This is a genomic window from Pseudomonas sp. microsymbiont 2 (genome assembly GCF_054788395.1).
Genome location: NZ_CM139112.1, coordinates 2,036,370 through 2,054,632 on the forward strand (window position 1 = coordinate 2,036,370; position 18,263 = coordinate 2,054,632).

Annotated in this window: 17 protein-coding genes; 10 read left to right on the top strand and 7 right to left on the bottom strand. The window is 64.3% G+C overall.

The annotated features are described in order from the left end of the window. Nucleotides 1–40 precede the first annotated feature (40 nt). Nucleotides 41–322, top strand: coding sequence for a hypothetical protein (locus tag ACYUME_RS09235; RefSeq protein ID WP_460418644.1), 282 nt, complete (start codon nt 41–43; stop codon nt 320–322). 106 nt (nt 323–428) lie between these two features. Continuing rightward, nucleotides 429–1,403: a L,D-transpeptidase family protein gene (locus tag ACYUME_RS09240; RefSeq protein WP_279885675.1), complete on the top strand. Its 975-nt coding sequence runs from the start codon at nt 429–431 to the stop codon at nt 1,401–1,403. 126 nt (nt 1,404–1,529) lie between these two features. On the opposite strand, the gene oprI is transcribed toward ACYUME_RS09240, so the two are convergent. Continuing rightward, nucleotides 1,530–1,781: an outer membrane lipoprotei OprI gene (gene oprI, locus ACYUME_RS09245; RefSeq protein WP_003259780.1), complete on the bottom strand. Its 252-nt coding sequence runs from the start codon at nt 1,779–1,781 to the stop codon at nt 1,530–1,532. 489 nt (nt 1,782–2,270) lie between these two features. Between oprI and ACYUME_RS09250 the strand changes: the two genes are divergently transcribed. After that, nucleotides 2,271–2,552 (top strand): GNAT family N-acetyltransferase, encoded by a 282-nt coding sequence (locus tag ACYUME_RS09250; RefSeq protein WP_279885674.1) that lies wholly within the window; start codon nt 2,271–2,273, stop codon nt 2,550–2,552. A gap of 57 nt (nt 2,553–2,609) precedes the next feature. Here the strand turns inward: ACYUME_RS09250 and ACYUME_RS09255 are convergent, their stop codons facing one another. Next, on the bottom strand, nt 2,610–3,686 hold the full coding sequence (locus tag ACYUME_RS09255; protein WP_279885672.1) for a 3-deoxy-7-phosphoheptulonate synthase: 1,077 nt from the start codon (nt 3,684–3,686) through the stop codon (nt 2,610–2,612). Nucleotides 3,687–3,914: 228 nt separating this feature from the next. Between ACYUME_RS09255 and ACYUME_RS09260 the strand changes: the two genes are divergently transcribed. The 3 genes from ACYUME_RS09260 (at nt 3,915) to cysB (ending at nt 6,572) form a co-directional block, all read left to right on the top strand. Further along, nucleotides 3,915–4,877 carry a putative 2-dehydropantoate 2-reductase gene (locus ACYUME_RS09260; protein WP_460418645.1) on the top strand — a complete coding sequence of 321 codons (963 nt, stop codon included), beginning with the start codon at nt 3,915–3,917 and terminating at the stop codon, nt 4,875–4,877. A 95-nt stretch (nt 4,878–4,972) separates the two neighbouring features. After that, entirely contained in the window at nt 4,973–5,470 is a 498-nt protein-coding gene (locus tag ACYUME_RS09265; protein WP_279885669.1) for a universal stress protein, read from the top strand. Between the two features lie 127 nt (nt 5,471–5,597). Beyond that, nucleotides 5,598–6,572: an HTH-type transcriptional regulator CysB gene (gene cysB, locus ACYUME_RS09270; RefSeq protein ID WP_279806355.1), complete on the top strand. Its 975-nt coding sequence runs from the start codon at nt 5,598–5,600 to the stop codon at nt 6,570–6,572. A gap of 121 nt (nt 6,573–6,693) precedes the next feature. Here the strand turns inward: cysB and ACYUME_RS09275 are convergent, their stop codons facing one another. The 5 genes from ACYUME_RS09275 to rloA form a co-directional block, all read right to left on the bottom strand. Then, entirely contained in the window at nt 6,694–7,428 is a 735-nt protein-coding gene (locus ACYUME_RS09275; RefSeq protein WP_050705067.1) for a phosphoadenylyl-sulfate reductase, read from the bottom strand. A 207-nt stretch (nt 7,429–7,635) separates the two neighbouring features. Continuing rightward, nucleotides 7,636–8,979, bottom strand: coding sequence for an aminodeoxychorismate synthase component I (pabB, locus tag ACYUME_RS09280; protein WP_460418646.1), 1,344 nt, complete (start codon nt 8,977–8,979; stop codon nt 7,636–7,638). A 256-nt stretch (nt 8,980–9,235) separates the two neighbouring features. Then, entirely contained in the window at nt 9,236–10,216 is a 981-nt protein-coding gene (locus ACYUME_RS09285; RefSeq protein ID WP_460418647.1) for an alpha-L-glutamate ligase-like protein, read from the bottom strand. Continuing rightward, nucleotides 10,216–11,751 (bottom strand): osmotic stress tolerance membrane protein RloB, encoded by a 1,536-nt coding sequence (gene rloB, locus ACYUME_RS09290; RefSeq protein ID WP_460418648.1) that lies wholly within the window; start codon nt 11,749–11,751, stop codon nt 10,216–10,218. Before rloB ends, ACYUME_RS09285 begins: the two co-directional genes overlap by 1 nt. 5 nt (nt 11,752–11,756) lie before the next feature. After that, entirely contained in the window at nt 11,757–12,293 is a 537-nt protein-coding gene (rloA, locus tag ACYUME_RS09295) for a retropepsin-like aspartic peptidase RloA (protein WP_279885657.1), read from the bottom strand. Nucleotides 12,294–12,578: 285 nt separating this feature from the next. Here rloA and ACYUME_RS09300 point away from each other — a divergent pair, with 285 nt between their 5' ends. The 4 genes from ACYUME_RS09300 to acnD all read left to right on the top strand — a co-directional run bounded on the left by ACYUME_RS09300 (nt 12,579) and on the right by acnD (nt 18,178). Next, nucleotides 12,579–13,295 (top strand): GntR family transcriptional regulator, encoded by a 717-nt coding sequence (locus tag ACYUME_RS09300; RefSeq protein WP_279885654.1) that lies wholly within the window; start codon nt 12,579–12,581, stop codon nt 13,293–13,295. Next, nucleotides 13,292–14,182 carry a methylisocitrate lyase gene (gene prpB / locus ACYUME_RS09305; RefSeq protein ID WP_460418649.1) on the top strand — a complete coding sequence of 297 codons (891 nt, stop codon included), beginning with the start codon at nt 13,292–13,294 and terminating at the stop codon, nt 14,180–14,182. The genes ACYUME_RS09300 and prpB overlap by 4 nt, the downstream gene beginning before the upstream one ends. Before the next feature lie 114 nt (nt 14,183–14,296). After that, nucleotides 14,297–15,424, top strand: a complete 1,128-nt coding sequence (gene prpC / locus ACYUME_RS09310) for a bifunctional 2-methylcitrate synthase/citrate synthase (protein WP_460418650.1) — start codon at nt 14,297–14,299, stop codon at nt 15,422–15,424. A 165-nt stretch (nt 15,425–15,589) separates the two neighbouring features. Beyond that, nucleotides 15,590–18,178 (top strand): Fe/S-dependent 2-methylisocitrate dehydratase AcnD, encoded by a 2,589-nt coding sequence (gene acnD / locus ACYUME_RS09315; RefSeq protein ID WP_460418651.1) that lies wholly within the window; start codon nt 15,590–15,592, stop codon nt 18,176–18,178. Nucleotides 18,179–18,263: the final 85 nt, after the last annotated feature.

Here is an 18,263-nt window from a genome sequence, read left to right on the forward strand (position 1 = left end):
CTTTCGGCTAATGTTGCGCCCCCCGTTTCGAGTGCCCCCAATGCCGCGCCCCGCCTGGTCCCTGTACGCCTACCAACTGATCGAGCCTGATGAGCAGCTCGACCTGTTTGCCTGCCAGGAAGTGCGCATCCACCTGGCCGCTCGCCAGCTCGAGCTGGGCGTGCCTGTCGATCGTACCTTGTGTGGCGGCCTGCTGCCGGCGCAGCCCCGCTGGTCGGGCGTCGAGCGCGCGATATACCGGGACGAGCGCCTGTGTCCGCTGTGCCGGGTAATTCTCGATGCCCAGCGCCGTGGCATGCGTCCGGTGTGGCCGGAACTCTGAGCACCTTTCATCATCTGAAACGGTTGTCCCCTGGCAATGCCTCCCGTTGGATTGCACGCGGGTGTACAATCGATTCCCTTGACTGACCTTTCGAAGGATTTCCCGGATGTTGTCGCGCTTTCCTGCCGTCACCCGTAGCCTGACCCTGGCCGCCTTGCTGGCGACAGGCCCCGCTGTTGCGCTGGAGCTGCCGCTGCCACCTCCCGGGGAGGATGTCGTTGGGCAGGTCCAGACGATCAAGGCCAAGTACGAGGACACCTTTGCCGACATCGGTACCGCCAATGACCTGGGCTACCTGGAAATGATCGCCGCCAACCCCGGGGTCGACCCCTGGCTGCCGGGCGCGGGCACCGAGATCATTCTCCCCACCCGGTACATTCTGCCGCCGGGCCCGCGCGAAGGCATCGTCATCAACCTCGCCGAGTACCGCTTGTATTACTACCCGAAAGGGCAGGGCGTGGTGCACACCTTCCCGCTGGGTATCGGTCGTGAGGGCTGGGGTTCACCGATCGCCAACACCAAGATCACCGCCAAGACCCCGAACCCGACCTGGACGCCGCCCGCCTCGATTCGTGCCGAACATGCTGCCGATGGCGATATCCTGCCCACCGTGGTGCCGGCGGGTCCTGACAATCCGCTGGGGCCTTTCAAGTTCACCCTGGGCGTGCCGGGCTACCTGATCCATGGTTCGAACAAGAAGTTCGGCATCGGCATGCGCACCAGCCACGGCTGCTTCCGAATGCTCAACAACAATGTGCTGGAACTGTCGAAGATGGTTCCGGTGGGTACGCCGGTGCGTATCATCAACGAGCCATACAAGTTCGGCATCAGTGGCGGCAAGGTTTATCTGGAGGCGCACACGCCGCTGGATGACCATGGCAACCCATCGGTGGTCGACAAGCACACCGCGGTGATCAATGCCCTGCTCAAGCGTGAAGACCTGGCCAACAACTTGCGCATGAACTGGGACATGGTTCGCGACGTGGTTGCCGCCGAAGATGGCATGCCGGTCGAGATTGCCGTGCCAGTCAATGGCGGGGCCGCGCCGATGGTCTCGAGCATCCCGCCCGAACTGCAGTAAGCCGTCCGCTACTTGCCCAAGGCCCGCCTCAGTGCGGGCCTTTTCGCATGTGCAGGAGGCCTTTTTCAAGGCAACAAAAAAGCCGACCCACAAGTGGGTCGGCTCCATAACAATCCGCGAGGATTATTACTTGCGGCTGGCTTTGTCCAGCATGCGCAGAGCGCGCTCGTTGGCTTCGTCAGCGGTCTGCTGAGCCTTCTGAGCAGCTGCCAGAGCGTCGTCAGCTTTGCGGTAGGCTTCGTCTGCACGAGCCTGAGCGCGAGCTGCTGCGTCTTCGGTAGCAGTCAGGCGAGCTTCGGTTTCTTTGGATACGCTGCTGCAACCGGTAGCCAGAACTGCGGCCAGAGCCAGAGCAGAGAATTTCAGAACGTTGTTCATCGTGTTCCCCTTCAAGGACTTTCTATTAAAGAGCCATCTCTCGGAAAAGAGAAACTGGCCGGCGTACATAGTACCCATTACTTGTAGTAAGTAAACTGACTAAGCGCAAGAACTGCAAAAAAAATGCGGCGGGCGGCTCCCGCGACGGGCTTTGTAAACAAAGTGTGAAAATCTTGATCAGCCTCCGCAAGCGTCTGTAGTACAGGAACTTTTTTGTTGAACTAAGGGTGACTTTAACTGTCGCCCGGCGTCTTAGCCCAAGAACATCCGGTTGCTGTTGTCGCACCAGAAGCAGGTAGCTGTCAGCATTTTCATTCCTGGCGGCTTGAGCATTCTTGTTGGCGGCGCCTACTATTTGAGGGTGCCATCGACACAGAACGTCCAGATCGTCCTGCTGTCCAAGGGCAACAGGTGGCGTAGAGGTTCCTTCGCCGGATAAATCCCATCGGTAAGGTAAGGGTCTGCCGACAAGACCTGCGAGGAGTAGTGATGAGCGAGACGCTGACCATCCACCATGACCAGGCCGGTCATCAGTTCGAGACCACCGTGGACGGTCACCGGGCGTACCTTACGTACATGGACCTGGGCAAGCAGACGCTGGACATCTACCGCACCTTCGTTCCCAACGCCTTGCGCGGGCGCGGGATCGCTGCCGCGCTCACCGAGAAGGCGCTGGACTACGCCGAACAGATGGGCTACACCGTGATCCCGTCGTGTTCCTATGTCGAGCGCTACATGGAACGCCAGCAGCGCCACTCCAGCAAGGCTTGAGCGCAACGCACACATGAAAACGCCGGGCATTGCCCGGCGTTTTCATGTGTGCGGGTTTCAGCCGCGCTGGCGCTTGGGCAGCACGTCCTTGAGCTTGGCGTGCATGCTGCGCAGGGTCTTCTCGGTGGCCGCCCAGTCGATGCAGGCATCGGTGACGGATACGCCGTACTGCAGCTCCTCGAGGTTCTTTGGAATGGCCTGGCAGCCCCAGTTCAGGTGGCTCTCGACCATCAGGCCGATGATCGACTGGTTGCCTTCGAGGATCTGGTTGGCCACGTTTTCCATGACCAACGGCTGCAGGGCCGGGTCCTTGTTGGAGTTGGCGTGGCTGCAGTCGACCATGATGTTGGCCTTGATCTTGGCCTTGGCCAGGTCCTGCTCGCACAGGGCGACGCTGACCGAGTCATAGTTGGGCTTGCCGTTGCCGCCACGCAGTACCACGTGGCCATAGGCGTTGCCCTTGGTGGTGACGATGGATACGCCGCCTTCCTGGTTGATGCCCAGGAAACGGTGCGGCTTGGACACCGACTGCAAGGCGTTGATGGCCACGGTCAGGCCGCCATCGGTACCGTTCTTGAAGCCGACCGCCGAGGACAGGCCCGAGGCCATCTCGCGGTGGGTCTGCGATTCGGTGGTGCGGGCACCGATGGCCGACCAGCTGATCAGGTCCTGCAGGTATTGCGGGGAGATAGGGTCGAGCGCTTCGGTGGCGGTGGGCAGGCCCTTCTCGGCCAGGTCCAGCAGCAGTTGACGACCGATGTGCAGGCCGTCCTGGATCTTGAACGAGTCGTCCAGGTACGGGTCGTTGATCAGGCCTTTCCAGCCGACGGTGGTGCGTGGCTTCTCGAAGTACACGCGCATGACCAGGTACAGGGTGTCGGAAACTTCCTCGGCCAGTACCTTCAGGCGCTCGGCATACTCGTGGGCGGCCTTGATGTCGTGGATCGAGCAGGGGCCGACCACCACGAACAGGCGATGATCCTTGCCGTCGAGGATGTTGCGCACCACTTCGCGGCCGGCAGTCACGGTCTGCAGGGCCTTGGCGCTGAGGGGGATTTCCTTCTTGAGCTGATCGGGGGTGATCAAGGTCTCGTTGGAGGCAACGTTAAGGTCATCGATCGGTAAGTCAGCCATCGTGTTACTCGTCAGGTCACGGGTGCCGGCCGCCAGCGATCCCCGTGCGGCCCAGCAGCAGATTGTTCGCAGCGGGGAGGCCGAACCTTAGCGCGTTAGCGGGGGCGCGACAATGGGCTGGGGCCGCTGAGCCGGGGTTTTTGCCGGTGACGGGGCATTTGGCCGTGCAGGCGAGCACCCGCGTATAGTGGCAGACCGACAATAATGACTCTTGATCAGGAGCACGGCATGGCGTCCCTCGACCCCGGCATTGGCAAACCCCGCATCGGCATCATCGGCAGCGGCGCAATTGGTGGTTTCTACGGCCTGATGTTGGCTCGCGCAGGTTTTGACGTGCACTTTCTGCTGCGCAGCGAATACGAGGCCGTGCGCAAGCAGGGGCTGAGCCTCGACAGCGCGGTGCATGGCCAGGTGCGGATGCCGGTGCAGGCGTACGCCCGTGCCGCCGACATGCCGCGCTGCGACTGGTTGCTGGTGGGCGCCAAGGCCACCAGCAACGCCGAACTTGCGCCCTTGATCGTGCAGGCCGCGGCGCCCGACGCCCGGGTGGTGTTGCTGCAGAACGGCCTCGGCGTCGAGGAGCAGTTGCGCCCGGCCTTGCGCCCGGACCTGCACCTGCTCGGCGGCCTGTGCTTTATTTGCGTCAACCGCGAGGGGCCCGGCGAGATCCGCCACCAGTCGCTGGGCGCGGTGAACCTGGGGTACCACAGTGGCCCGGCCCCGGACGGCGGCGCCGCCGTGGTGGAGCAGGGCGCCGAACTGTTCCGCGCGGCGGGCATCGACTCCCAGGCCATGGCCGATCTCAACCAGGCGCGCTGGCAGAAACTGGTGTGGAATGTCCCCTACAACGGCTTGTCGGTGTTGCTGCAGGCCAGCACCACGCCCTTGATGGCCGATGTCGACAGTCGTGCGCTGATCCAGGCGTTGATGGCGGAAGTCGTGGCGGGGGCTCGGGCGTGCGGTCATGAACTGCCAGAGGGTTACGCTGACCACTTGTTCCGGGTTACCGAAAAGATGCCGGACTACTGGCCGAGCATGTACCACGACCACGTCCAGCAGCGGCCGCTGGAGTTGCAGGCGATCTACGCCGAGCCGTTGGCCCGGGCGCAGGCGGCTGGATGCGCGCTGCCGCGCATGGAGGCGTTGTACCAGGCCCTGGCGTTCATCGACCGGCGCAGCCGGCAGGCCTGAAGCCCGCGGCTGCCGTGCGCCAGACGGCCAGGCGATGGTCGATGGCGCTGCTAAGCTCAAGCTTGCTCTGCCGTCACGGCAGTCGAGGAGGTCGAATGATCCGTTCCATGCTGTTTGCCACCGACCTCGGTGTCTATGCGCCCTTCGTCATGCAGCACGCCCTGGCCCTGGCACGGACCTTCAACGCAGAACTGTATGTGATCCACGCCGTGGAGCCCATGGGCCAGTTCGCCGAATCGCTGCTGCAGAGTTACCTCGACGAACAGACCCTCGATGCGCTGCACAGCGAGGGCGTCACCACGGTCATGGCCAATATCGAGCAGCGAGTACTGGAAAACTTTCGTGACGAGATGAGCGAACCGGCGGACCTGGCGTTGATCCGTGCGGTGCGGGTGCGCCAGGGCGATCCTGCCCAGGTGATCCTCGAGCAGGCGCAACGGCTGTCGGTCGATCTGCTGATCTTTGGCAGCCATAGCGCGGGCGCGGGGGTGGATGTGCCGATCGGCCGTACTGCGGTGCGGCTGCTGCAGCTGTCGCCGGTACCGGTGTACATGGTGCCGTTGGCCCAGCACCTTGGGCGCAGGAAAGCGTGAACCTAGCGGTAGGACTTTTTCCGGCGAACGTAACAAAATAGTTCTAGATTTATTTCTCAAGCCACTAATATAGTTATAACTCGTCGCGACCGGCGTGCCGGTGACCTACCGTCTCTGAGGGATATCTATGAAGCTTCAGCAACTGCGCTACATCTGGGAAGTGGCGCACCATGACCTCAACGTTTCCGCGACGGCGCAGAGCCTGTACACCTCCCAACCCGGGATCAGCAAGCAGATCCGCCTGCTCGAGGACGAGCTGGGCGTCGAAGTCTTCGCCCGCAGCGGCAAGCACCTGACCCGTGTCACCCCGGCCGGCGAGCGCATCATCAATACCGCCGGCGAGATCCTGCGCAAGGTCGAAAGCATCAAGCAGATCGCCCAGGAATTCTCCAACGAGAAAAAAGGCACGCTGTCGATCGCCACCACCCACACCCAGGCACGTTACGCGCTGCCACCGGTGATCAGCAGCTTCATCAAGCAATACCCGGAAGTCGCCCTGCACATGCACCAGGGCTCGCCGATGCAGATCGCCGAGATGGCCGCCGACGGCACCGTCGACTTCGCCATCGCCACCGAGGCACTGGAGCTGTTCGGCGACCTGATCATGATGCCGTGCTACAAGTGGAATCGTTGCGTGGTGGTGCCCCAGGGGCACCCGCTGACCAAGCTGCCGAAGCTGACGCTGGAGGCGGTGGCGGAGTATCCGATCGTCACTTACGTGTTCGGTTTCACCGGTCGTTCCAAGCTCGACGAGGCATTCAACCATCGCGGCCTGACGCCGAAGGTGGTGTTCACCGCCGCCGATGCCGACGTGATCAAGACTTATGTGCGCCTGGGGTTGGGCGTGGGGATCGTGGCCAAGATGGCGGTCGATGCGAAGCTCGACAGCGATCTGGTGTGCCTGGACGCCAGCGAACTGTTCGAGGCCAGCATCACCAAGATCGGCTTCCGTCGCGGCACCTTCCTGCGTGGCTTCATGTGCGATTTCATCGAGAAGTTCGCGCCGCACCTGACCCGTGAGGTGATGGCCAAGGCGATCCAGTGCCATAACAAGCAGGAGCTCGAAGAGCTGTTCGAGGGTGTCGAGCTGCCGGTGCACTGATCTGAAATAGCGGGGCCGCTTTGCGGCCCTTTCGCGACACAAGGCCGCTCCTACAGGATTGTGCGATCTCCTGTAGGAGCGGCCTTGTGTCGCGATGGGGCGCGAAGCGGCCCCCGCTATTTCAAGCCTTGCTGATCAGGTTGCCGGCGTGCAACCCGCATTCCTTCTGGGTCGACTCTTCCCACCACCAACGCCCTTCGCGCTCGTGCTGGTTCGGCAGCACCGGGCGGGTGCAGGGCTCACAGCCGATGCTGATGAAGCCGCGCTCGTGCAGGCTGTTGTAGGGCAGCTCGAGCATGCGGATATAACCCCAGACTTCCTCGCTGGTCATCTGCGCCAGCGGATTGAACTTGTACAGGGTGCGCTCGGGAGTGGAGAAGGCGCTGTCGATTTCCAGGGCCGCCACCTGGCTGCGGGTCCCCGGGCTCTGGTCGCGGCGCTGGCCAGTGGCCCAGGCGCTGACGGTGGCCAGCTTGCGGCGCAGCGGCTCGATCTTGCGGATGCCGCAGCACTCGCCGTGGCCGTCCTTGTAGAAGCTGAACAGGCCTTTTTCCTTGACGAACGGGTCGAGCTTGTCGCGGTCCGGGCTGAGGATCTCGATGGGCAGGTTGTACTGCTCGCGCACCTGGTCGATGAACCGGTAGGTCTCCGGGTGCAGGCGACCGGTGTCGAGGCTGAACACCTTGACCTGCTTGTTCAGCTTCCAGGCCATGTCCACCAGCACCACATCCTCGGCGCCGCTGAAGGAGATCCACAGGTCATCGCCAAAATGCTCGAAGGCGAGCTTGAGGATCTCCTGCGGGGACTTGCTGGCGTAGGTCGCGGCCAGGGCGGCGACGTCGAAGGGTTGGCTCATCAGGCGGTTTCCATCGGTTGAGTGGCGCTGTGCGCTCGTAGTGCTCAGATGGTAACAAAAAATGGCGGGGCAGACGTTTATCTCAAGGGTTTGTGCTACCTGCGCGGGCCCTTTCGCGGGTAAACCCGCTCCCACAGGTGTCGAGTGATCCCGACAGTGGCGCAGGCCTTGTGGGGGCGGGCTTGAACGGGAAGCAGGCGCCGCTGATTACAAGATCTGCAGCGTTTCCATCAGCACCCGCACCTTGGCGATCGACTCCTCGTACTCGGCCTGCCAGTGCGAATCGGCCACCACCGCGCCGCCGCCCCAGCAACTGACCTGGCCATCCTTGACCAGCAGGCTGCGGATAGCGATGGAGCTGTCCATTTCGCCGCGCACATCGACATACAGCAGCGAGCCGCAGTACAGCGCCCGGCGCGCCGGCTCCAGCTCGTCGATGATCTGCATGGCGCGGATCTTCGGGGCGCCGGTGATCGAGCCGCCGGGGAAGCTGCCGGCGATCAGGTCCAGGGCGTCCTTGTCGGCGGCCAGTCGGCCTACCACGCTGCTGACCAGGTGGTGGACATTGGGGTAGCTCTCCAGGCTGAACAGCTCCGGCACCTTCACCGAGCCGGTCTGGCAGGTGCGGCCGATGTCGTTGCGCAGCAGGTCGACGATCATCAGGTTTTCCGAGCGGTCCTTGGCGCTTGCCAGCAGCTCGGCGGCGTTGCGCGCGTCCTCGGCCGGGTCGGCGGCGCGCGGGCGGGTGCCCTTGATCGGGCGGGTCTCGACCGCGCCCTGGCTGACGCGGATGAAGCGCTCGGGGGAGAAGCTCAGCAACGCCGTGCCTTCATCCAGCTGCTGGTAGCCGGAGAACGGCGTCGGGCAGGCGGCGCGCAGGGCCTGGTAGGCGCGCCACGGGTCGCCCTGGCAGGGGGCGCGAAAGCGCTGGGTGAGGTTGATCTGGTAGCAGTCGCCGGCCTGGATGTAGTGCTGAACCTGGTCGAACGCCGTCCGGTATTGCTCGGGACGAAGGTCGCCGGTCATGGGCGCGAGCAGGTGGAAGTCACCGCTATCGCCTGGGGTGCTGGTCTCGAACAACGCGATGAGCCGTTGTTGCTCGGCCTCGGGCAGGCTCGGGTGGAACACCAGCTGGCTGCTGCACAGCCGATGGTCGGACACCAGTGCCCAGGCATACAGCCCCAGCCGCGCGTCGGGCAGGCCGAGGTCGTCGACCGCGTGCGTCGGCAGCTGCTCCAGGCGCCGGCCGAAGTCGTAGCTCAGGTAGCCGATCAGGCCACCGGCGAACGGCAGTTCGATGCTCTCGGGCAGTTGTGCCGTCCCCAGGTCGGCCAGAGCCTGGCGCAGGCGCTGGAGGTAGTCGCGACCGTCTTCGTCGGGGTGTGCCTGCAACTGTTGCAACGGCCAGGCGCTGAGCAGGTCGTAGCGGCCACGCTCGGCGCCTGGACGGGCGCTGTCGAGCAGGATCGCACCGGGCGCGCGGCGCAGGCGTTCGAAGTAGAAGGCGGGGTCGGGCTGGTAGGGCAGGGGGTGGAGCGTACAGGTCGGCATCAGGATGGACGGCGATGAAAAGCGAGGAGGGCGATTGTAGTCCTGTGTAGGAAATGCGCCTAGCGCTGGCAGCGACATTCACCATCCGGATTTGCGCAATTCCCCTGTAGGAGCGGCCTTGCCGAGGCGTCGGACCGGTCGGAAAGGGCTGCAAAGCAGCCCCAGAATTTCAGCGTTTATGCAGAGATTGCCGGGGCCGCTTTGCGGCCCTTTCGCGACACAAGGCCGCTCCTACAGGGATTGCGCAGGGCCTGGACTAAAGCGGATTGACGTGCCCGAACAAGCCCTGCGAGACGTTCACGCGCTGCTCGGCATCCTCGCTGCGACCTTCCTTGGCCAGCATCTCCAGGTGCGCCTCGATGGCATGGGTGCGCTGGGTCAGGCCGCAGTCGTTGGCGATCTGGATGTTCAGGCCGGGGCGGGCGTTGAGCTCGAGGATCAGCGGGCCCTTGTCCTGATCCAGGACCATGTCCACGCCGATGTAGCCCAGGCCGCACAGCTCGTAGCAGCTGGCCGCGAGCTTCATGAAACCGTCCCAGTTCGGCAGCTGCACACCGTCCACCGCGTTGGTGGTGTCCGGGTGCTTGCTGATGATCTTGTTCAGCCAGGTGCCGCGCAGGGTCAGGCCGGTGGCCAGGTCCACACCCACGCCGATGGCACCCTGGTGCAGGTTGGCCTTGCCGCCGGACTGGCGGGTCGGCAGGCGCAGCATGGCCATCACCGGATAGCCCATCAGCACGATGATGCGGATGTCCGGCACGCCTTCGTAGCTGATGCTCTTGAAGATCTGGTCCGGGGTGACCCGGTACTCGATCAGCGCGCGGTCGCGGTGCCCGCCCAGCGAGTACAGGCCGGTGAGGATGCTGGAGATCTGGTGCTCGATCTCCTCATGGCTGATGATCTTGCCCGACACCGTGCGATAGCGGTCCTCGAAACGGTCGGCGATCACCAGGATGCCGTCACCGCCGGCGCCCTGGGCCGGCTTGATGACGAAGTCGCTGCGCCCGCCGATGATCTCGTCGAGTTTCTCGATCTGCTTCTCGGTCTCGATGATGCCGTACATCTCCGGCACATGGATGCCGGCCGCCAGGGCACGCTCCTTGGTGATGATCTTGTCGTCGACGATCGGGTACAGGTGGCGCTTGTTGTACTTCAACACGTAGTCCGCGTTGCGCCGGTTGATACCCATGATGCCCCGGGCCTCCAGGGCTTTCCACGTCTTGATCAGGCCAAACATCAGGCGTCAGCCTTCTTCAGGAATGCCTTGAAGCGCACGAGCTCGGTCAGGCGGTAGCCGCGGTAGCGACCCATCGCCAGCATGAAGCCCACCAGGATCAGCAGCACCGCCGGGAAGGTGAAGACGAAGTACACCGCTTCCGGCACGGTCATCAGCAGGTGCGCGATGGAGGCGGCGAACAGGGTGCCGATGGCCACTTTCATGGCATGGCCGCCGCCACGCTCTTCCCAGGTGATCGACAGGCGCTCGATGGTCATGGTCAGGATCACCATCGGGAACAGTGCCACCGACAGGCCGCGCTCCAGGCCCAGCTTGTGGCTGAACAGGCTGATGGCGGCGATCAGCACCACGACGAAGGTCAGTACCACCGACAAGCGCGGCAGCATCTGCAGCTTGAGGTGCTCAAGGTACGAGCGCAGCGACAGGCCCAGCGCGGTGATCACCGTGAACAGGATGATGCCGAAGCCCAGCTGGGTCTCGCGGAAGGCCAGGGCGATCAGCACCGGGGTGAAGGTACCCAGGGTCTGGATGCCGATCAGGTTGCGCAGCACCAGGATCACCAGCACGCCGATCGGGATCATCACCATGATCATGAAGGTCTGTTGGGTCTGCAGCGGCAGGCCGTACAGCGAATACTCGAGGAAGTCGGCGTCGGTGTTCTCGTCGGTCAGCTTGGCCAGGCGGATGGCGTTCATCTCGCTGTTGTTCATGCTGAAGGTGACGCTGGCTTTCCTGCCGCCATCGACGGTGATCAGGTTGTCATCGCCCGTCCACCACAGCAGGCGGTCGGCTGGCAGGCCCTGCTCGCCGGTATCCGGGTTGAAGTACAGCCAGTCGTTGCCGTTGAAGCTGCGCAGCCACAGTTCGGGGTTTTGCGGGGTGTCGGCGACCAGGCGGATGGTGTGGACCTTTTCCAGCGGCACATGGGCGATGGACAGCAGCAGGTCGATCACCTGGGCTTTCTTCATCGGCGAGGTGTCGCCGGCCAGCAGCAGCTTGACGTTGTCGTCATTGAGGTTGTTGACCCGCTTGATGGTCTCGCTGACGAAGGTCTCGACGTCGGCCGAGTGCTGGCGGATCGGCGCCATCAGCGCTTCGGCGGCGATCTTTTCCGGGCCTTCTACGGCCAGGCTGTCGCGGAAGGTCGGGCCCTTGATCTTGGCTTTTTCGGTGCTGTAGCGCTTGGTCAGCACCAGGCGGTAGTAGAGGGTCTGGTTGCCGCTGGCACGACGGGCCGACCAGGTCACCTTGCGGTTGCCATCGGCGCGGTTGACGCTCACTCCATAGTTGTTGGAGATGAAGCTCTCGTTGAGGCTCACGTAGTCACGGTTCAGCGGGGGCACGAACATCTGCACCTTGACCGGGTCCTTGGCGCTGGCGACGAACTCGACCTTGGCGTCGATGTTCCACAGGTCGTCGGTCTCGTCCTCGGTCACCGGAATGCCGAGGGCGAAGATCTGATAGGCCGTGATCGCGATGCCCAGCAGCACCAGGACGGTGATCAGGACTTTCAGGTGAAGGGTAAGAGAGCGCATCGGAATTACTCTGCTTTGGGAGCTTCGGTGGCGCAGGCAGGTTTGCCGGCCGCGTATTTAAGGCTTGGGTCGACCAGCGCACCGAAGTGCTTGAGGGCCTCGGAACCGATCAGCAGCGGGAACTGGAAGGCGCTGCGGTCGGTGAGGTTGACCTCGATGGTGCGTTGCGTCTGGCCCATGCAGATCTCGAGTTCGATGACCGGGCGGGCGGTGTAGGCCTTGCCGGATTCGACATCATAGTCCCCGGCGCGGCGCTTGATCTTGCTGACGCGGGCCAGGGGGCGTTCGATGGGGTGCTTGTGCGCGGCGTCGATGGCCAGGTAGAAGCGCACCCAGCTTTCGCCGTTGCGCTTGAAGCGCTTGATGTCGCGGGCGCTGAGCGAGGCGGTCTTGGCGCCGGTGTCGAGCTTGGCCGCGACTTCCAGGTCAAGGCCGCCCAGGCGGGCGTATTCGTTCAGACCGTACACGGTCTTCTCGGCCGCGGGCGCGAGCGCCGGCAGCAGGGTCAGGCAGAGCAGCAGTGAAACGGGTATGAGTCTCATAATCCTGGCGCGGTGCGGTGCGAAGTTCAGGGCAAGGCGACTGGCCAAGCGTCCTCATTGATCTGTCAACAACATGAAATGATGACAGACACACTATCCATGCTCCCGGGGGAGCGCGGCATTCTATCACGCCGATGTCTTGACGCCAGCGCGCCCGCGATCAGACCCCGTAAGGGCGGGGTAAGTTCGTTATTAGACGATTGTCGACAATATTCTTTTTGTCTTTGACTCAGCTCCTCTATTTGGCTAGTTTTGGCGTCACTGATTTTGAAGGTGTCGACAATCATGCTGGATACAGCCCCGGCCACCGCACTGCCCCAGGACGAGACCGAGACCCTCTCGGAGCATGTCTTCCGCTGCATCCAGGCCGCCATCGTCAAGGGCGACATCGCCCCCGGCAGCAAGATATCCGAGCCGGAGCTGGCGCGTACCTACGGCATCAGCCGCGGCCCGCTGCGCGAGGCGATCCACCGCCTGGAGGGCCAGCGCCTGCTGGTGCGCGTGCCGCATGTCGGCGCCCGGGTCGTATCGCTCAGCCATGCCGAGCTGATCGAACTGTACGAAATCCGCGAATCCCTCGAAGGCATGGCCTGCCGCCTGGCCGCCGAGCGCATGAGCCAGGCGGCCATCGACGAACTGCGCCACGTGCTCGACACCCATGAGCGCGACGCCGCGTTCCAGGCCGGGCAGGGCTACTACCAGCAGGAAGGCGACTACGACTTCCACTACCGGATCATCCAGGGCAGCGGCAACCAGACCCTGTACAAGATGCTCTGCGGCGAGCTGTACCAACTGGTGCGCATGTACCGCATCCAGTTCTCCAGCACGCCCAACCGCCCGCGCCAGGCCTTCGCCGAGCACCACCGCATCCTCGACGCGATCGAGGCCCGTGACGGCGAACTGGCAGAACTCCTGATGCGCCGCCACATCGGCGCGTCCAAACGCAATATCGAGCGCCACTACCAAGGTGCCGACAACAATAGCCCACGAGGTGAGTCATGACAGTGAAGAGCACGCCCGGCCAGCGTTTCCGTGACGCGGTCGCCGCCGAACATCCGCTGCAGGTGGTCGGGACCATCAACGCCAACCATGCCCTGCTGGCCAAGCGCGCCGGCTTCAAGGCCATCTACCTGTCCGGCGGCGGTGTCGCCGCCGGCTCCCTGGGCCTGCCGGACCTGGGCATCAGCGGCCTGGACGATGTGCTCACCGACGTACGGCGCATCACCGACGTGTGCGACCTGCCGCTGCTGGTGGATGTCGACACCGGCTTCGGCGCCTCGGCCTTCAACGTTGCCCGCACCGTCAAGTCGATGAGCAAGTTCGGCGCTGCGGCTATCCATATCGAGGACCAGGTCGGCGCCAAGCGCTGCGGCCACCGGCCGAACAAGGAGATCGTCTCGCAGCAGGAGATGGTCGATCGCATCAAGGCCGCCGTCGACGCCCGCAGCGACGACAGCTTCGTGATCATGGCGCGTACCGATGCCCTGGCGGTGGAAGGCCTGAACGCCGCGCTGGACCGCGCCGCCGCCTGCATCGAGGCCGGCGCCGACATGATCTTCCCGGAAGCCATCACCGAGCTTTCGATGTACAAGACCTTCGCCGACCGGGTGAAGGCGCCGATCCTGGCCAATATCACCGAGTTCGGCGCCACGCCGCTGTACACCACCGAGGAACTGGCTTCGGTCGACGTGTCGCTGGTGCTGTACCCGCTGTCGGCCTTCCGCGCCATGAACAAGGCGGCCGAGAACGTCTACACCGCGCTGCGCCGCGACGGCACCCAGAAGAACGTGATCGACACCATGCAGACCCGCATGGAGCTCTACGATGCCATCGGCTACCACGCCTTCGAGCAACGCCTCGATGCGTTGTTTGCCCAGAAGAAAGGGTAAGCGAACACCTGTAGCGGCTTCGTGGGAGAGGGCTTGCCCCGCGATAGGGCCGGTACAAGTCACCAGGATTAGCCAGCAAGACTTCGATAACAAATTCAAGAAAGGAGAAACACCATGGCCGAAGCAAAAGTACTCAGTGGCGCGGGCCTGCGTGGCCAGGTGGCCGGCCAGACCGCGCTGTCGACCGTCGGCCAGGCCGGGGCCGGCCTGACCTACCGCGGCTATGACGTGCGCGACCTGGCCGCCGGCGCCGAGTTCGAGGAAGTCGCCTACCTGCTGCTGTACGGCGAGCTGCCGAGCAAGACGGAGTTGGCCGACTACAAGCGCAAGCTCAAGGGTCTGCGCGACCTGCCGCAAGCGCTGAAGGAAGTGCTCGAGCGCATTCCGCGCGACGCCCACCCGATGGACGTGATGCGCACCGGCTGCTCGGTGCTCGGCACCCTCGAGCCCGAGCTGACCTTCGACGCCCAGCGCGAGAAGACCGATCGCCTGCTGGCGCTGTTCCCGGCGGTGATGTGCTACTGGTACCGCTTCACCCACCACGGCGTGCGCATCGACTGCACCAGCGACGAGGACACCTTGGGCGGTCACTTCCTGCACCTGCTGCACGGCAAGAAGCCGAGCGCGCTGCACGTCAAGGTGATGAACGTCTCGCTGATCCTCTACGCCGAGCACGAGTTCAACGCCTCGACCTTCACCGCCCGGGTCTGCGCCTCGACCCTGTCCGACCTCTACTCTTGCGTCACCGCCGCCATCGGCTCGCTGCGCGGCCCGCTGCACGGCGGCGCCAACGAAGCGGCGATGGAGCTGATCGAGCGCTTCCAGACCCCGCGGGAAGCCACCGCCGAGCTGCTGCGCATGCTCGAGCGCAAGGACAAGATCATGGGCTTTGGCCACGCCATCTACAAAGAGTCCGACCCGCGTAACGAAGTGATCAAGGGCTGGTCGAAGCAGCTCGCCGATGAAGTCGGCGACAAGGTCCTGTACCCGGTTTCCGAAGCCATCGACAAAACCATGTGGGAGCAGAAGCGCCTGTTCCCCAACGCCGACTTCTACCATGCCTCGGCGTATCACTTCATGGGCATCCCGACCAAGCTGTTCACCCCGATCTTCGTCTGCTCGCGCCTGACCGGCTGGGCCGCGCACGTGTTCGAGCAGCGCGCCAACAACCGCATCATCCGCCCGAGCGCCGAGTACGTGGGCGTCGAACAGCGCCAGTTCGTGCCGATCGAGCAGCGCTGAATTGTCGACTGCTGGGGCTGCTGCGCAGCCCTTTCGCGACACAAGGCCGCTCCTACAGGTGCGGCGCAGTCCCTGTAGGAGCGGCCTTGTGTCGCGAAAGGGGCGCGCAGCGGCCCCAATGGCCAGACCTGCATAACGATTACCGTGACCGAGCCCGATAACGATATGAACACCGCATTCCGCAAGAACCTGCCAGGCACCGCCCTGGACTACTTCGACGCCCGTGCCGCGGTCGAGGCGATCAAGCCCGGCGCCTACGAGGGCCTGCCGTACACCTCCCGGGTACTGGCCGAAAACCTGGTGCGCCGCTGTGATCCGGCCACCCTCAACGCCTCGCTGGAACAGCTGATCGAGCGCAAGCGCGACCTCGACTTCCCCTGGTTCCCGGCCCGCGTGGTATGTCACGACATTCTCGGCCAGACCGCCCTGGTCGACCTGGCCGGCCTGCGCGACGCCATCGCCGACAAGGGCGGCGACCCGGCCCAGGTCAACCCTGTGGTACCGGTGCAATTGATCGTCGACCACTCGCTGGCCGTGGAGTGCGGCGGCTTCGATCCGCAGGCGTTCGACAAGAACCGCGCCATCGAGGACCGCCGCAACGAAGACCGTTTCCACTTCATCAACTGGACCAAGCAGGCGTTCAAGAACGTCGACGTGATCCAGCCGGGCAACGGCATCATGCACCAGATCAACCTGGAGAAGATGTCGCCGGTGATCCACAACGATCGCGGCGTGGCCTACCCGGACACCTGTGTCGGCACCGACAGCCATACCCCGCATGTGGATGCCCTGGGCGTGATCGCCATCGGCGTCGGCGGCCTGGAGGCCGAGAACGTGATGCTCGGCCGTGCCTCGTGGATGCGCCTGCCGGAAATCGTCGGCGTCGAGCTGACCGGTCGCCTGGCGCCGAACATCACCGCCACCGACCTGGTGCTGGCGCTCACCGAGTTCCTGCGCAAGCAGAAGGTGGTCGGCGCCTACCTGGAGTTCCACGGCGCAGGCGCCAGCGCGCTGACCCTGGGCGACCGCGCCACCATCTCCAACATGGCCCCGGAGTACGGCGCCACCGCGGCGATGTTCGCCATCGACCAGCAGACCATCGACTACCTCAAGCTCACCGGTCGTGATGACCAGCAGGTGCAGCTGGTGGAAACCTACGCCAAGGTCGCGGGCCTGTGGGCCGACAGCCTGGCCAAGGCCGAGTACGAGCGCACCCTGAGCTTCGACCTGTCGAGCGTGGTGCGCAACATGGCCGGCCCGTCCAACCCGCATGCCCGAGTGGCCACCAGCGAACTGGCGGCCAAGGGCATCGCCGGCGCCTGGGAAGAAGTGCCGGGCCAGATGCCGGACGGCGCGGTGATCATCGCCGCCATCACCAGCTGCACCAACACCAGCAACCCACGCAACGTGATCGCCGCAGGCCTGCTGGCGCGCAATGCCAACAAGCTCGGCCTGGCACGCAAGCCCTGGGTCAAGTCGTCGCTGGCGCCAGGCTCCAAAGCCGTGCAGCTGTACCTGGAAGAAGCCGGCCTGGAGAAAGAACTGGAGCAGCTGGGCTTTGGCATCGTCGCGTTCGCCTGTACCACCTGCAACGGCATGTCCGGTGCGCTGGACCCGGTGATCCAGCAGGAAATCATCGACCGCGATCTTTATGCCACCGCCGTGCTGTCGGGCAACCGCAACTTCGATGGGCGCATTCACCCCTACGCCAAGCAGGCGTTCCTCGCCTCGCCGCCGCTGGTGGTGGCTTACGCCATCGCTGGCACCATCCGCTTCGACATCGAGAAAGATGTGCTGGGCGTGGTCGACGGCAAGGAAATCCGTCTCAAGGATATCTGGCCGAGCGACGAAGAGATCGACGCGGTCGTGCGTGCGGCGGTCAAGCCCGAGCAGTTCCGCAAGGTCTACATCCCGATGTTCGCCATCGAGGAAGATCGCGGGCCGAAGGTGGCGCCGCTGTACGAATGGCGCCCGATGAGCACCTACATCCGTCGCCCGCCGTACTGGGAAGGCGCCCTGGCCGGCGAGCGCACCCTGCGCGGCATGCGCCCTCTGGCGGTGCTGCCGGACAACATCACCACCGATCACCTGTCACCGTCCAATGCCATCCTGCTCGACAGCGCCGCCGGCGAGTACCTGGCCAAGATGGGCCTGCCGGAGGAGGACTTCAACTCCTACGCGACCCACCGTGGCGACCACCTCACCGCCCAGCGCGCCACCTTCGCCAACCCCAAGCTGTTCAACGAGATGGTGCGCAAGGACGACGGCAGCGTGAAGCAGGGGTCGCTGGCGCGCCTTGAGCCGGAAGGCAAGGTGACCCGCATGTGGGAGGCCATCGAGACCTACATGGAGCGCAAGCAGCCGCTGATCATCGTTGCCGGTGCCGACTACGGCCAGGGCTCGTCCCGTGACTGGGCGGCCAAGGGCGTGCGCCTGGCCGGTGTCGAGGCCATCGTCGCCGAAGGCTTCGAGCGTATCCACCGCACCAACCTGGTGGGCATGGGCGTGCTGCCGCTGGAGTTCAAGCCGGGCACCGACCGCAAGACCCTGGGCCTGGACGGCAGCGAGACCTATGACGTGCTCGGTGAGCGCAAGCCACGCGCGACGCTGACCCTGGTGGTGACGCGGCGCAATGGCGAGCGTGTCGAGGTGCCGGTGACCTGCCGCCTGGATACCGCCGAAGAGGTGTCGATCTACGAGGCGGGTGGCGTGTTGCAGCGCTTTGCCCAGGACTTCCTGGAAGGCGCGGCCTGAGCATGAAACGGGGGCCGCTTTGCGGCCCTTTCGCGACACAAGGCCGCTCCTACAGGCGACCGCGACCTCCTGTAGGAGCGGCCTT